12 protein-coding genes are annotated in these 14,568 nt (G+C 71.7%); 3 read left to right on the forward strand and 9 right to left on the reverse strand.

From position 1 onward, the window contains the following. Window positions 1-104 precede the first annotated feature (104 nt). The gene (locus tag AB0367_RS14810) at window positions 105-914 is read left to right on the forward strand and encodes a methylenetetrahydrofolate reductase (RefSeq protein ID WP_366226821.1); all 810 of its coding nucleotides are present in this window, start codon (window positions 105-107) and stop codon (window positions 912-914) included. A gap of 67 nt (window positions 915-981) precedes the next feature. On the opposite strand, the gene AB0367_RS14815 is transcribed toward AB0367_RS14810, so the two are convergent. The 5 genes from AB0367_RS14815 to AB0367_RS14835 all read right to left on the reverse strand — a co-directional run bounded on the left by AB0367_RS14815 (window position 982) and on the right by AB0367_RS14835 (window position 9,184). Continuing rightward, window positions 982-2,730, reverse strand: a complete 1,749-nt coding sequence (locus tag AB0367_RS14815) for an MFS transporter (RefSeq protein WP_366226822.1) — start codon at window positions 2,728-2,730, stop codon at window positions 982-984. After that, window positions 2,727-3,152 (reverse strand): MarR family transcriptional regulator, encoded by a 426-nt coding sequence (locus AB0367_RS14820; RefSeq protein ID WP_366226823.1) that lies wholly within the window; start codon window positions 3,150-3,152, stop codon window positions 2,727-2,729. Before AB0367_RS14820 ends, AB0367_RS14815 begins: the two co-directional genes overlap by 4 nt. A 67-nt stretch (window positions 3,153-3,219) precedes the next feature. Beyond that, entirely contained in the window at window positions 3,220-6,552 is a 3,333-nt protein-coding gene (gene lysX, locus AB0367_RS14825; protein ID WP_366226824.1) for a bifunctional lysylphosphatidylglycerol synthetase/lysine--tRNA ligase LysX, read from the reverse strand. A 62-nt stretch (window positions 6,553-6,614) separates the two neighbouring features. Beyond that, window positions 6,615-7,355 carry a UDP-galactose-lipid carrier transferase gene (locus AB0367_RS14830; RefSeq protein ID WP_366226825.1) on the reverse strand — a complete coding sequence of 247 codons (741 nt, stop codon included), beginning with the start codon at window positions 7,353-7,355 and terminating at the stop codon, window positions 6,615-6,617. Window positions 7,356-7,576: 221 nt separating this feature from the next. Beyond that, window positions 7,577-9,184 (reverse strand): DHA2 family efflux MFS transporter permease subunit, encoded by a 1,608-nt coding sequence (locus AB0367_RS14835; protein WP_366227115.1) that lies wholly within the window; start codon window positions 9,182-9,184, stop codon window positions 7,577-7,579. 176 nt (window positions 9,185-9,360) lie between these two features. Between AB0367_RS14835 and AB0367_RS14840 the strand changes: the two genes are divergently transcribed. Beyond that, window positions 9,361-9,774, forward strand: a complete 414-nt coding sequence (locus AB0367_RS14840; protein ID WP_366226826.1) for a transcriptional repressor — start codon at window positions 9,361-9,363, stop codon at window positions 9,772-9,774. A 33-nt stretch (window positions 9,775-9,807) separates the two neighbouring features. Here AB0367_RS14840 and AB0367_RS14845 read toward each other — a convergent pair whose 3' ends face one another. The 3 genes from AB0367_RS14845 to AB0367_RS14855 form a co-directional block, all read right to left on the reverse strand. Then, window positions 9,808-10,395, reverse strand: a complete 588-nt coding sequence (locus tag AB0367_RS14845; protein ID WP_366226827.1) for a TMEM165/GDT1 family protein — start codon at window positions 10,393-10,395, stop codon at window positions 9,808-9,810. Between the two features lie 278 nt (window positions 10,396-10,673). Continuing rightward, the gene (gene serS / locus AB0367_RS14850) at window positions 10,674-11,969 is read right to left on the reverse strand and encodes a serine--tRNA ligase (RefSeq protein WP_366226828.1); all 1,296 of its coding nucleotides are present in this window, start codon (window positions 11,967-11,969) and stop codon (window positions 10,674-10,676) included. 43 nt (window positions 11,970-12,012) lie between these two features. After that, complete coding sequence (locus AB0367_RS14855; protein ID WP_366226829.1) at window positions 12,013-12,231, reverse strand: hypothetical protein; 219 nt, start codon at window positions 12,229-12,231, stop codon at window positions 12,013-12,015. A 651-nt stretch (window positions 12,232-12,882) separates the two neighbouring features. On the opposite strand from AB0367_RS14855, the gene AB0367_RS14860 reads away from it, so the two are divergent. Then, window positions 12,883-13,074, forward strand: a complete 192-nt coding sequence (locus tag AB0367_RS14860) for a hypothetical protein (RefSeq protein WP_366226830.1) — start codon at window positions 12,883-12,885, stop codon at window positions 13,072-13,074. Here the strand turns inward: AB0367_RS14860 and AB0367_RS14865 are convergent. Further along, the gene (locus AB0367_RS14865; protein ID WP_366226831.1) at window positions 13,016-14,566 is read right to left on the reverse strand and encodes a DHA2 family efflux MFS transporter permease subunit; all 1,551 of its coding nucleotides are present in this window, start codon (window positions 14,564-14,566) and stop codon (window positions 13,016-13,018) included. The genes AB0367_RS14860 and AB0367_RS14865 overlap by 59 nt on opposite strands. Window positions 14,567-14,568: the final 2 nt, after the last annotated feature.

The raw sequence follows: 14,568 nt of genomic DNA on the forward strand, positions 1-14,568 counted from the left end.
TCGGCGGCTGGGTCAGCAACGCCGATCTTGGACACCCTCCCCGCATCTACCCAGCAGCGACACACGCCCGAATCTTCAAGGCATCAATCATCTAGGGTTTCCGGGTGGGCACGGATTTCGAGATCGTCTGTGAGATCGAGCCGCCGACGCGGCCGGACATCCGGCACGTGCGACACCAGATCGGCGTGCTCGCCCCGGTCGCGCACGCGTTCCTCATCCCGGACAACCACCTCGGCCGGGCGAGCGTCTCCAGCATCGCCGTGGCGCACGAGGTCACCGCGATGGGCGGGCGCGGCATCGCCTGCCTCAACTCCCGCGACCGCAACCTGCTGGGCTTCCAGCGCGACATGCTCACCGCCGCCGCGTACGGCGTGGACGAGTTCCTGTTCGTGCACGGGGACAAGCCCACCGCCGGGGAGCGGGCCGGTGAGCTCACCGTGCGCACGATGATCGCCGAGGCGCGGGCGATGGGGGAGCGCCCGGGCTTCACCCGGCCGCGCATCGGCGTCGCCGCCGGCCTGCGCCGGGTGCCAGCCTGGAAGCGCGAGGCCGACTTCGTCATCGCCCAGATGTGCTTCGACGTCGCCACGCTGCTGCGCTGGCGCGACCTGGCCGCGCTGGACCGGCCCGTCTACGCCGGGGTGCTGGTGCTGGCCAGCGCCGGGATGGCCCGCCGGCTCTCGCAGACGATCCCGGACATCGACATCCCGGCCGCGCTCGTCGAGCGGGTCGAGGCCGACCCGCGCTCGGGCGTGGCGGCGGCCTGCGAGCAGGTCGAGGCGCTGCGCGACAGCGGCGCCTTCGACGGCGTCCACCTGGTCACCGTGTCCCGCTACCGCGAGGTGGCGCTGACCCTGCGGCGCCCGGGCTCGCGCCCCGGCGCGGACGGGCCGGCACCCCACTCCCCGGGGTGAACCGGCCCGTCCGTTGCGCCGCCCCCGGCCCGTGGCTGACCGGGGGCCGCGCTTTCCCAATGGGGTCCTACGAGGCGGCCGGCTCCGTGGCCGCGGCGGTCTCGCCGATGTGGTGCTTGACCGGCTTGATGAGCGAGGCGAGGGCGCCGATCACCGCCATGGCGATCGCCAGCCAGAACACGATCACCAGGCCGTCATGGAACGGGCCGGAGATCAGGTGCGGGAAGAACTCCCGGCCGGTCAGCGTGGCCGCGTTGGCCGGCGGCAGCTGGCTGAGCAGCTGCGGGCCGAGCAGTGACTGGATCGGGTTGTACCCCAGGAAGGCGGCGAACAGCGTGCCCACCGGCGGCAGGCCGGCGATCTGGCCCGCCGCGCCGGCCGGGACGCCCTGCGCGGTGAGGCCGCTGCTGAGCGAGCCAGGCAGCGAGCCGGACAGCCCGGCGATCATGAGGGAGAAGAACACGCCGATGGACAGCACCATGCCGGCGTTCTGGAACGTGGCGCGCATGCCCGACGCGGCGCCGCGCATGTGGGCCGGGACGCTCGACATGATCAGCGAGGTGTTGGGCGCGGCGAACAGGCCGCCACCGAGGCCGTTGAGGAACACCAGCCCGGCGAAGACCCAGTAGCTGAAGTCGGTCGGCAGGATCAGCAGCCCGCCGAAGGACAGCGCCATGACGAGCAGGCCGACGGCGCCGAAGAGCCGGGGGCCGTGCCGGTCCGACAGGTGCCCGGCGATCGGGCCGGCGGCGAGGAAGCCCACGGTCAGCGGCAGCAGGTAGATGCCCGCCCACAGCGGCGTGGACTCGTAGGAGTAGCCGTGCAGCGGCAGCCAGATGCCCTGCAGCCAGATGATCAGCATGAACTGCAGGCCGCCGCGGGCGATCGAGGCGAGCAGGCCGGCGACGTTGCCCGACGCGAACGCGCGGATCTTGAACATGCCGAGCGGGAACATCGGCTCGGCGACGCGCCGCTCGATCCAGGTGAACAGGGCGAGGACGGCCACGCCGCCGATGAGCCCGGCGAGCACCCACGGATTGGTCCAGCCCTGGCTGTGCCCACCGTAGGGCTGGATGCCGTACGTGATGCCGGCCAGCAGCGCGGTGAGCCCCACGGCGAAGGTGAGGTTGCCCCACCAGTCGACCCGTCCGGGCCGTCGCAGGCCGGTGTCGTGGAGGCTGCGGTACGCCCAGATCGTGCCGATCACGCCGATGGGCACGTTGACCCAGAAGATGGACCGCCAGTTCCACTCGGCGAGCAGGCCGCCGAGGACGAGGCCGATGAACGAGCCCGCGATGCCGGCGACGATGTTCACGCCGAGGGCCATGCCGCGCTGGGCGGCCGGGAACGCGTCGGTGAGGATCGCGGCCGAGTTGGCCATGAGCATCGCGCCGCCGACGGCCTGCAGCACCCGCCAGCCGATGAGCCACAGCGCACCGCCGCCGCCGTTGAACGGGTCCAGCGACAGGGCGATCGAGGTGACGGTGAACAGCGCGAACCCGAGGTTGTAGATGCGGACCCGGCCGTACATGTCGCCCAGCCGGCCCAGCGTCACCACGAGCACCGCGCTCACCAGCATGTACCCCATCAGCATCCACAGCAGGTAGGACACGTTGCCGGGGCTGAGCGGGTTGAGGTGGATGCCGTTGAAGATGGCCGGCAGCGAGATCAGCACGATCGAGGAGTTGACCGTGGCGATGAGCATGCCGAGGGTGGTGTTGGACAGCGCCACCCACTTGTAGTACGGATGGTCCTTGCCGGCCGACAGTGCGCCCCGCAAGCCTGATGTGTTGGAACCATCGAGGGTCTCGGTCACTTGGCGAGCCTCTCCAGCGCCGGTAGCGCAGCCGCGATCAGCGCCTCGTCTTCGTCGGACAGGTCCACGAGCAGGGTGGCGAGGTGCTCGGCCCGCACGGCGCGCCGGCGTGCCAGCAGCTCGGTCCCGGCCCTGGTGACCCGGACCAGCACGACCCGGCCGTCGGTGGGGTCGGCGGCCCGGTCGGCCAGGCCGTCCCGCTCGAGGCGCTGGACGAGTTGGGTCATCGCGGGCTGGGTGACACCCTCCGCGGCGGCGAGCTCGGTGAGCCGCCGCGGTCCTTCGCGCTCCAGTCGCCGCAGCGTCGAGGCGGCCGTGAGGCTGATGTCGTTCGGTGGGTTGCCCTGCCGCAGCAGGCTGAACAGCCGCTCGACGGCGACGGCCAGGCGTGCGGGGTCCAGCGCGGCACGGGCAGCGGGCATGCTTCAATTCGTATCACGCCCTTATGGAAGTGGCTGGCCGGTGCGACCAAGCTCACCCCGCGCTCACCTACCGGCGTCCATCCCGCCGGTCCGGCTTCACCAGCGGGAACGCCAGCGTCTCGCGGATCGACCGGCCGGTCAGCAGCATGACGAGCCGGTCCACGCCCAGCCCCAGCCCGCCGCTGGGCGGCATCGCGAACTCGAACGCGTCGAGGAAGTCCTCGTCGAGCTCCATCGCCTCCGGGTCGCCGGCCGCGGCCCGCAGCGACTGCGCGGTCAGCCGGGCCCGCAGCTCGACCGGGTCGACCAGCTCCGTGTACGCCGTGCCGAGCTCCATGCCGAACGCGACGAGGTCCCAGCGTTCCGCCAGCCGCGGGTCGTCGCGGTGCTGGCGGGTCAGCGGCGACACGTCGACCGGGAAGTCGGTGTAGAACGTCGGGCGCACCGTGGCCGCCTCGACCAGGTGCTCGTACAGCTCCAGCACGAGCTGGCCGTGCGTCCACGCGTCCTGCCAGGCGACGTGCAGCTTGTCGGCCAGCTCGCGCAGCTCAACCACCGTGGAGTCCGGCGACACCTCGGTGCCCGCCGCGTCCGAGACGGCCGCGTAGACCGGCACCACCGGCCACTGCTCGCGCAGGTCGACCACGACGCCGTCACGGCGCAGGACCGGCTCGTTGCCCGCGGCGGCCAGGACCAGGTCCCGCGCCAGCGCGCGCATGGTGGTGTAGTCGCCGTACGCCTCGTAGGCCTCCAGCATCGTGAACTCGGGGTTGTGGGTCGCGTCCACGCCCTCGTTGCGGAAGTTGCGCCCGATCTCGAAGACCCGCTCGACCCCGCCGACGGCGAGGCGCTTGAGGTACAGCTCGGGCGCGATGCGCAGGTAGAGCCGCATGTCATAGGCGTTGCTGTGGGTCACGAAGGGCCGGGCGTTGGCGCCGCCGTGCACCGGCTGCAGCACCGGCGTGTCCACCTCGACGAAGTCGCGCGAGTGCAGCGCGCGGCGCAACGCGAACGTGACCGCCGAGCGGGTGCGGATCATGTCGCGGGCCGGCCGGTTGACGATGAGGTCGACGTGGCGCTGCCGCACGAGCGTCTCGGGGTCGTGGATCCCGCGGTGCTTGTCGGGCAGCGGGCGCAGGCACTTCGCGGTCAGCTCCCAGCGCTCGGCGAACACCGACAGCTCGCCGCGCTTGGACGTGCCGACCTCGCCGGTGACCCCGACGTGGTCGCCGAGGTCGACGCTCGCGGCGAACTCCGGCCGGTCCACCAGCATCACCTGCAGGTCGCCGGTCCAGTCCCGCAGCGTCGCGAAGCACAGCGACCCGTGGTCGCGCAGGCGGATCACCCGGCCGGCCACCGACACCCGCTCGCCGGTGCGGCGGTCCGGGGCCAGGCCGGCGTGCGCCACGCGGACCTCCGCCAGGCTGTGCGTGCGGCCGAAGCCCGGCGGGTAGGGCTCCACGCCCGCGGCGCGCAGCGCGTCGAGCTTCGCCATCCGGATGCGGACCTGCTCGGGCCGCTCCGCGGTCGGGGTGGAGGGTGCGGGGGCCTCCTCGTCGGTGACGATCAGCTCGCGGCGGTCCGCGGTGAACGGCGCCGTCGCGCCCCGCCGCAGCAGGGTGCGCAGCCGCGGTACGACCACGAAACCCTCGGCGAGGCCGGAGGCGAGCCCGACCTTGGGCAGGTCCCGCACGTCCTCGAAGCACAGGAAGCGGGGCAGCCACTGCGGGTTGTACTTCACGTTCGACCGGTACAGCGACTCCAGCTGGAACCAGCGCGAGGCGAACAGCAGCAGCGCCCGCCACAACCGCAGCACCGGGCCGGCCCCGATCCGGGCGCCCTCCTCGAACACGGCCCGGAACACGGCGAAGTTCAGCGACACCCGCTGCACGCCGATGCGCGGCGCCTGGAGCATCAGCGTCGCCACCATGTACTCGACCAGCCCGTTGTCCGACTGCCGGTCGCGGCGCATCAGGTCCAGCGACAGCCCGCCGGCGCCCCACGGGGCGAACGACAGCAGCGCCACCTCCCGCCCGTCGCGGTCGTACGCCTCCACCAGCACGCAGCGGCCGTCGTTGGGGTCGCCGAGGCGGCCCAGGGCCATCGAGAAGCCGCGCTCGGTCTCGGTGTCCCGCCAGCTGGCCGCGAGCTGGATGATGTTCGCCATCTCCTCCGGGCCGATCTCGCGGTGCCGGCGGATGCGCACCGTGTACCCGGCCCGCTCGACCCGGTGCACCGCCTGGCGCACCTGCCGCAGCCGGGGCGCGTCGAGGTCGAAGTCCCGCACGTGCAGGATCGCCTCGTCGCCGAGCTCGATGACCCGCAGGCCGGCCCGCGCGTAGGCGGTGGCGCCCTCCTCGCCGGCGCCCATCACGGCGGGCGTCCACGCGTACGCCCGCGCCTCCCGCAGCCACGCCTCGATCGCCGGCGGCCACGCGTCCGGGTCGCCGAGCGGGTCGCCGCTGGCCAGTGACACGCCGAAGACCACGCGGTAGGTCACCGCCGCCCGGCCCGACGGCGACATGATGACCTCCTTGTCGCGGCGGGTGGCGAAGTAGCCCAGCGAGTCGCGCTCGCCGTGCTCGGCCAGCAGCCGGCGCACCGCGCGCTCCTCGTCGGTGTCCAGCGAGGCGATCATCCGCTGCGAGCGCAGCAGCGCGAAGAGGGCCGAGAACAGCGCGACCGCGCCGAACGTGCCGAGCACGAGGTTGACCCAGCCGGGGGCCCGCCCGTGCCGGCCCACGTCGAAGCCGAACGCCCCGCCGAGCACGATCCGGCCGCTGTACCCCAGCCGCGCGATCCCCGGCCCGAGCGAGCCCGGGAACAGCTCGAGCAGCCCCCACCCGACGGCGGTGAACGCCAGCAGCAACACGCCCAGGGTCAGCAGCGCCTTGGGCAGGCTGGCCCGCTGGACCCGGGCCCGGAACTCGCCGCGGGCCAGCCACAGCAGGCCCAGCAGCGCCGCCGTCACGACCAGGTTGGTCCAGGCCGCGGCCGTCCCGTGCCACGGCAGGCGGATCTCGTGCGCCTCCTCACCGCGCTCGCCGACGTCGGAGAGCACGAACACGTCGTACAGGCCCTGCACCGCGAATATGATCGCGAGCAGCCAGAACGTGATCCGCTTGCGGTTGCGCACGCCGGCCGCGAGCGTGATGAGGAACGCGGCGTAGCCCACGTTCGGGGGCGCCGGAAAGAGCAGCGCGTCGACGCTGGCACGCACGGGGTGAACCCGCGCGCCGAGCGCCACGCTCACCGCGGCGGAGGCGCTCAGGGCCGCCACCAGCGTCAGACCGACGGCCAGCCAATCCGGGATCCGCTCTCGCTTCACCGGGACATCATGCCCTGGACACTCAGCCGTTCTCTTGGATGCACCGTTTCGGCGCGCGGTGACGTCGTCCATACCCGCGTCCTCACGCGTTCCACCTTCACCCGTTCTTCACCCGATCGGGGGTTCTCAAACCGTCATCCCCGCAGCCCGAGCGCCCGTTCGACCTCGTGGCAGACCTGCTCGACGACGTTGACGCGCGCGGTCGGCTTGTCGTCGGCGGCGATCACGTGCCACGGCGCGGCCGGGTGGTCGGTGCGCTCCAGCATGTCCTCGACCGCCTCCTTGTACTGCGTGCGCTTCTTGCGGTTGCGCCAGTCCTCCTCGGTGAGCTTCCATGAGCGCAGCGGGTCGGCCGCGCGGCTGTTGAACCGGCGCAGCTGCTCCTTCGACGAGATGTGCAGCCAGAACTTGACCAGGATCATGCCCTCGGCGGTGAGCGTGCGTTCGAACTCGGCGATCTCGTCGTACGCCCGGGTCCACTGCTCGTCGGAGGCGAAGCCCTCGACCCGCTCGACCAGGACCCGGCCGTACCACGACCGGTCCAGCACCGTCATTCCGCCCCAGCCGGGCAGGACCGGCCAGAACCGCCAGAGGAAGTGGTGCCGCTTCTCGTCGTAGGTCGGCGCCGCGAACTGGGTCACCCGCACGTGCCGCGGGTCGAGGTGCTCGACCAGCCGCTTGATCGAGCCGCCCTTGCCCGACGCGTCCCACCCCTCGAACACCACGCACAACGGCGGGCCGAGCCTGTGGTCGCCGATCTGGCCGCCCAGGGTCAGCCGCAGTCGCAGCAGCCGCTCCTGCGCGGCCGTGAGCCTGGCCAGCGCCACATCCTTGGGCAACGTGGCGTTGAGATCAACCTTCGACAGCCGTTTCATGCTGTTCAGCCTGTCACCCCCGGGGGTGACGAACGCGACCGGCCAGGCAGACACCAGCCAGCACCAGCCAGCGCCAGCCAGCAGCATCGTGCTGGTCGCTCCCGAACGGTGCCGGGGTCCCCGCAGCGGGGTCTCTGTGCCGGGGTTTCCGGCCGCCTGCCCGGACACGAAACCGCCCCGCGGCCGGTGACCCGGCGGCGGGGCGGTTTCGCGACGACCTGTCAGTGGATGATGACCGCGGCCGGGGCCCCGGCGGCCTCGTCGTCGTTGAGGTGCGTGACCTCCCTCTTGCGCGGCAGGAAGGCGATCGGGATGAATGTCGCCAGCACCAGGATGAAGGCGACCCAGTACGTCGAGGAGAACGCGTCGGCGACGACCGCCAGGCCCCGGTGGATCACGTCCGGGCCGAACGTCTCCAGGATCTTCGGGCCCAGTTCCTTGTCGTGCGAGGCGATCGCCACGTCGGCGATGCTGAGCGGCTCGTTCGTCTGCGGGTTGACCGCGCCCGGCAGCTTCGGCGCGTCGTCGAGGTTGCTGGTCAGGATGACCGACATGACCGCGGCGCCGATGGAGCCGCCGATCTGCTGGAGGATGTTCACCAGCGTCGAGCCCCGGGCCACCTCGTGGTTGGTCAGCGTCCGCAGCGCCGAGGTCATGATCGGCATCATGGTGCCGCCCATGCCCAGGCCCATCACGAACAGCGAGCCGCACAGCAGCAGGTAGGACGTGTCCGCGCCGACCTGCGTGAACGTGAGGAAGCCGGCCGCGATGAGCGCCATCGCGAACGGCACCGTGCGGCCGACCGGGATCTTGTCCGCCAGCATGCCGGCGATCGGCATGGTGAGCATCGCGCCGATGCCCTGCGGGGCCATCAGCAGGCCGGCGTTGAGCGTCGACTCGCCGCGCACCTGCAGGAAGTAGCTCGGGAAGAGCAGGCCGGCGCCCATGAACGCGATCACGAACACGAACAGCGAGATCGTCGCGATCGTCAGCCTGCGGTTGCGGAACAGCCGCAGGTCCAGCAGCGGGTGCTTCGGCTTGAACGAGTAGAACACGAACCCGATCAGCAGCAGCGCGCCGACCAGCATCGGCGCCCACACCTTCGTCTTCGCGATCGTGCCCTCCTCGGGCAGCGAGGACATGCCGTACAGGAACGACGCCAGACCCGGCGAGAGCATCAGCATGCCGAGGAAGTCGAACGACTCCGACGGCTCGGTGTGGTCCTTGGGCAGCGCATACGCGGCGTAGACCAGCGCGATCGCGCCGATCGGCAGGTTGATCAGGAAGATCCAGTGCCAGCTGGCCACGTCGATGAGCCAGCCGCCGAGGATCGGGCCGCCGATCGGGCCGAGCAGCATCGGGATGCCCAGCACGGCCATGAGCCGGCCGATGCGCTCCGGGCCGGCCGCACGAGTCATGATCGTCATGCCCAGCGGCATCAGCATGCCGCCGCCGAGGCCCTGCAGCACCCGGTAGCCGATCAGCTCGCTGATCGAGCCGGCGGTGGCGCACAGCCCGGAGCCCACGGTGAACAGGAACAGCGCCAGCATGTACAGCCGCTTGGTGCCGAACCGGTCCGCGGCCCAGCCGGACAGCGGGATCACGGTCGCCAGGGCGAGGGTGTATCCGGTCATCGTCCACGCCACCCGGGCGTACGTCGCGTCGAACTCCCGCATGAACGTCGGCAGCGCGACGCTCACGACAGTCACGTCGAGGATGGACATGATCGCGCCGAGGACGATGACGCCCGCGACCTTGAGTACCTGGGCGTCCAGCTTCGTCGACGCCGCGCCACCGGCTCCCGGGGCGGCTATTTGCGGTTGGGCCACGTGTTCCCCCAAAACGTGAACTCTCACGTACAGATGATCGATTTTTCGGCCACAGCCTACGTGGCGTGTGTTGCCCACTGCGAACGAGATAGCAACCTTTACCTGCGCTCAAGGTTGCCGCTGCGGTGTGGGAGTCGCTGCGGATGAACCGAATAAGGCTACGCTAAGCTTTTTGGGTGACCGATCCGGCCCAGGAAATCGACGTGCATCCGGTGCGCCGCAACACGCGGCAGCGCGACGCCGTTATGACGCTGCTCGGCGACGTCGATGGCTTCTACAGCGCCCAGGAGCTGCACGTGATGCTCCGCGAGCGCGGTGCCAACGTGGGCCTGACGACCGTCTACCGCACCCTGCAGCTGCTCGCCGAGACCAATGAGATCGATGTCATGCAGGTCCCGGGCAGTGACACCCGTTACCGCCGCTGCAGCGACCGCCACCATCACCACCTCGTCTGCCGCGGCTGCGGCCGCACCGTCGAGGTGCTCGGCCCAGCGGTGGAGCGCTGGGCCGACCGCATCGGCGAAGAGCACGGCTTCCGTGACGTCAGCCACACCCTGGAGATCTTCGGCACGTGCTCCACCTGCGCGTGACCTGGGCTGAGCGGTGCGTAGCGAGCGGGGCTGTCAGAGCAGCTCGCGCAGGGACTCGACCAGCAACCACACGCCGAAGACGGCGAACAGTGCGGCGGCGCCGTACTTGATGGCGCGCTCCGGCAGGTGCCGGCCCAGCTGGCGGCCCACGACGATGGCCAGGGCGTCCGCGGCGACCATGCCCACCGTCGAGCCGATCCACGTGCCCAGCCAGCCGTGCTGCGTGGCCAGCGTGATCGTGGCCAGCATGGTCTTGTCGCCGAGTTCGGCGAGGAAGAACGAGACGCCCACGGCGATGATCGCGGAGCGGGTGGTGCGTTCGGCCTTGCTGCGCTCGTCGTCGGTCAGGCTGTCGCCGCGCAGGGTCCAGGCGCCGAAGCCGAAGAACGCCAGCGCCGCGACCAGTGAGATCCAGCCGGTCGGCAGGGTGGCGCCCAGCCCGTAGCCGACGGCGACGGAGACCAGGTGCACGACGGCGGTGGCGATCGTGATGCCGATGAGGACCGGGAGCATGCGGAAGCGGGTGGCGAACGTCAGCGCCATCAGCTGGGACTTGTCGCCGAGCTCGGCCACGAAGATGACGCCGAAGCTGATGGCCAGCGCGGCGAGGAACTCGCTCAAGAGGAACCCTTCCCGGGACGACCGGGAGCTGAGGGCACACGACCTCGACCCGGCCGTCCAGCTTGTGAAAACGCCGGACAACTGAGCCGAAAGTCTCGTCCGCCACCGCGTGAACGCGGTGGCCGCGCGGCCGGGCGCGTAGGTGCGGCGCCAGTATGTCGACCGGGCAGTTGAGGACTACTCCCCTTCGTTCGCGTCCACCATAGCCGATCTCGGTCGCGGCCTCGATGTGAGGCGCGGCACCCGGGCCGTGCGGCCCGGATGCCGCCGCGGCGGTGTTATGACTTGCGCTTGGCGGGCCTGGTGAGGCGGTCGGTGCCGACCTTCTCGCGCAGCACCTCCGGGACCAGCACCGAGCCGTCGGGCTGCTGGAACTGCTCGAGGATCGCGGGGAAGATGCGGCTGGTCGCCAGGGCCGAGCCGTTGAGCGTGTGCACGAACCGGTTGTTCTTCGAGCCGGGCACGCGGTAGCGGATGCCGGCCCGGCGGGCCTGGTAGTCCCCGGCCCAGGAGACCGAGGAGACCTCCTTGTACTTACCGGTGCTGGGCATCCACACCTCGATGTCGATGGTCTTGCGCATCGAGGCACTGGCGTCGCCCGCGGCCAGCAGCGAGCGGCGGAAGTGCAGGCCGAGCGAGTCGACGATGCCCTCGGCGTAGTCGACCATCTCCTCGAGGGTCTTCTCGCCGTCCTCCTGGGTGGTGAACTGGAAGATCTCCACCTTGTTGAACTGGTGGCCGCGCACGGTGCCGCGCTCGTCGGAGTGCGAGCCGGCCTTCTCGCTGCGGTAGCACGGGGTGTACGCGAACGCCTTGTGCGGCAGGTCGGCCGGGTCGAAGATCTCGTTCTGGTAGGCGCCGAGGATCGCCGTCTCGGAGGTGGGCAGCAGGAACCGGCCGCGCTCGCCCTCGTCGGTGGCGATGTGGAACACGTCGTCGTAGAACTTCGGGAACTGCCCGGCCGCGAAGCCCGCCGAGTCGAGCAGCAGGTGCGGCGGGAGCATGAACTGGTAGCCGGCCGCGAAGTGCCGGTCGATGAACCAGTTGACCAGCGCCCACTCCAGCCGTGCGCCCCAGCCGGTGTAGATCCAGAAGCCGGAGCCGCCGAGCTTCACGCCGCGGTCGAAGTCGACCAGGCCGAGCTCGCTGGCGAGCTGGACGTGGTCGCGCACGTTGTCGATCTTCGGCGCCTCGCCGTAGATCTTGACGACCCGATTGGCCTCCTTGCCGCCGGCCACGACATCGTCGCTGGGCAGGTTGGGCAGCTCGCTCATGGCGTCGCTCAGCCGCTGCTGCACCTCGCCGAGGCGGTCCTCCAGCTCCTGCAGGGCGGCCTTGGCGTCGCGGGTGCCGGGCTCGACGGCCTGGCCGGCCGCCTTCGCGGCGGCGAACGCGCGCGCCTCCTCCTTGCGCCGGGCCCGCTCCGCGTCGATCTCACCGATCAGCTCGCGTCGCTGCCGGTCGAGGTCGGCGATCGCACTCAGCGCGCTGGACACCTCGGCCGGGTCGAGCCTCTTGGACAGGGCGGCCTCCACCGAGGCCCGGTCCTTGCGAATCAACTCGATGTCGAGCATGCTGCCGCGCACCTTCGTCTTGAGATGGGGAAAACCCGGACGCTCAGGATGCTACCGGGCCGGCCCCAGGCGTTTTCAGTACGGCCATCGCCTGCACGGCGCCCATGACCAGCTCGATGCCGAAGTCGAAGTACCGGTCCAGGTCCGGGTGGGTCAGGTAGCTCTCGGCGAGGCGCACCATGTGCGGGTATCGCCCCGCGGGCAGGCTCTGCAGGTGCACGCGGTGCTGGCGCAGCCACTCGTCGGCGTGCTCCCGCGGCAACGCGGTGGGGCACCCCCGGCTGCGCGACGGCCAGCCCGATCGCCGCGTGCAGCAGGTAGGAGGCGACCCAGTAGCCCTCCTCCAGGGTGAATCCCGCCTGCTCGAGCAGTCCGAGCGTGTCGTCGGTGGCGCGGGTGAAGCTCTCCACGCCAGTCTTGTCGACGGCGTGCAGCAGGTCGGGCAGGCAGGGGTGCGCCCGCATCGCCCACACGAGGGCCGCGATCATCGCGCGCAGCTGGACCGGCCACGGGTCGGTGGCGCTGCGCTCGGCGCGCACCTCGGCCAGGGCGTGCTCGGCTTCTCCCCGACCGAGGCCGGTTCCGCGTTCGTGCCGATGGCCCTCGCCATGGCGGTCATCGCCGTGGTCGCGCCCCGGCTGGAGTCGCGCTTCGGCGCCGGGCGCACGGTCGCGGCGGGCATGGCCCTGATGGCCGTCGCCCTCGGCATGCTCGCCACGGTCGGCGAGGGCTCCGGGTACACCGGCCTGCTGCCCTGGTTCCTGCTGTTCGGCCTCGGCGGCGGCCTGCTGTTCCCGCTGACCAACGTGGTCCTGGGCGCCCTGCCGGTGGCCCGCGCCGGCATCGCCTCCGGCATGCTCAACGTCTCCCGCGAGGTGTTCGGCCTGCTGGCATCACGATCCTCGGCGCGATCGTGGCCAACCGGCAGCACGCGGCGAGCGGCCCGGCGCTGCACCGCTTCCTGGCCGGCTACCAGTTCTCGCTCGTGGTGGGGGCCGCGCTGGTCGCGCTCGGCGTCCCGATCGCCCTGGTGGCGCTGCGCCGGATCAGGACGCCGGAGCCGCCGGCGGCCGGTCGGCCCGAGCCGGAACTCCAGCAGGTGTAGCCGGGGGAGCGTCCACCGCACAGGACAGCCAGGGCTCCTCCTCGAGCACCTCGCCGCCGGCGCTGCGCGCCGGCGGCAGAGCGTGAACGTCGCGGATGGTGGCCGCGGCGAGCAGCCCGGCCAGTACGCACAACCCAGCGCAGATGAGCACGGCGCGGTGGAAGCCGGCGGACAGGAGCACCGGCGAGGTGTACGCGGCGCTGGTGATGCCGGCGGCCGCAGGCAGCACGGCGACGGCGATGAGGCCCGCGGCCCGGGCCACGTCGTTGTTCACCGCGGAGGCCGTCCCGGCGTGGGCGGCCGGCGCCGAGGACAGCGCCGTCGAGGTGAGCGGCGCGACCGTGATCGCCAGGCCCAGGCCCAGCACGAGCACGGCGGGCAGCACCTGCGCGAGGTAGTTCCCGCCCGCGGTGATCCGGGCGAACAGCGCCATCCCGCAGCCGGCGACGACGGGGCCGGCGCTCATCTGCAGCCGGGGCCCGATCCGGGCGGCGAGGGCCCCGGAGCGCGCGGACAGCAGCAGCATGACGATCGTGACCGGCAGCAGCGACACGCCGGCGCGCAGCGGGGAGTACCCGGCGACCTGCTGCAGCTGGATCGGCAGCAGGAACAGGGCGCCGCCGAGCGCGCCGTAGACGACGAACGTGACCACGTTGGTCGCGCTGAACTGGGCCGAGGCGAACAGCCCCAGCGGCAGCATCGGGTGGCGCAGCCGGGTCTGGCGCCACAGGAACACGGCGATGAGCGCCACGCCGCCGGCCAGGGCGGCGAGCACCGTGGCGCTGCCCCAGCCGAGCGCCTGGCCCTCGATGAGGCCGTACGTCACACCGATCAGGCCGGCGGTGACCAGCGCGCCCGAGATCATGTCGACGTGGCCGCTCGCCGCCTCGTCGCGCGATTCGGGGACGTGGCGCCAGGTGAGGTACACCACCAGCACCGCGATCGGCACGTTGATCGCGAAGATCAGCCGCCACGACGACGCGCCGATCCCGACGAGCCAGCCGCCGACGAACGGCCCGATCGCGGTCGCCACGCCGCCGAGGCCGGACCAGGCGCCGATCGCCTTGCTGCGTTCGTCCGGGAGGAACGACGCCTGCAGGATCGCGAGGCTGCCGGGGGCGAGCAGCGCGGCGCCGACGCCCTGCAGGGCCCGGGCCGCGACGAGCACGGCGGCGTTCGGCGCGATCCCGCACAGCACCGAGGCGACCGCGAACCAGACGACGCCGATGGCGAAGACCCGCCGGCGGCCGTACCGGTCGCCGAGCGCGCCGGCGAGCAGCAGCAGCCCGGCCAGGGTCAGCGTGTACGCCGTGACGACCCACTGCAGCACCTGCAGCCCCGTGTCGAAGGAGCGGCCGATCGCGGGCAGCGCGATGCCGACGACGGTGGCGTCGATCGAGGCGATGCCCGACCCGAGAATGGTGGCGGTGAGCACCCACCGCCCGGCCGCACTGGCATAGGCGAGCCGGCCGGGGACGTCCGCGGTCGTCATGG

The organism is Dactylosporangium sp. NPDC051484, from assembly GCF_040689395.1.
Classification (GTDB): domain Bacteria; phylum Actinomycetota; class Actinomycetes; order Mycobacteriales; family Micromonosporaceae; genus Dactylosporangium.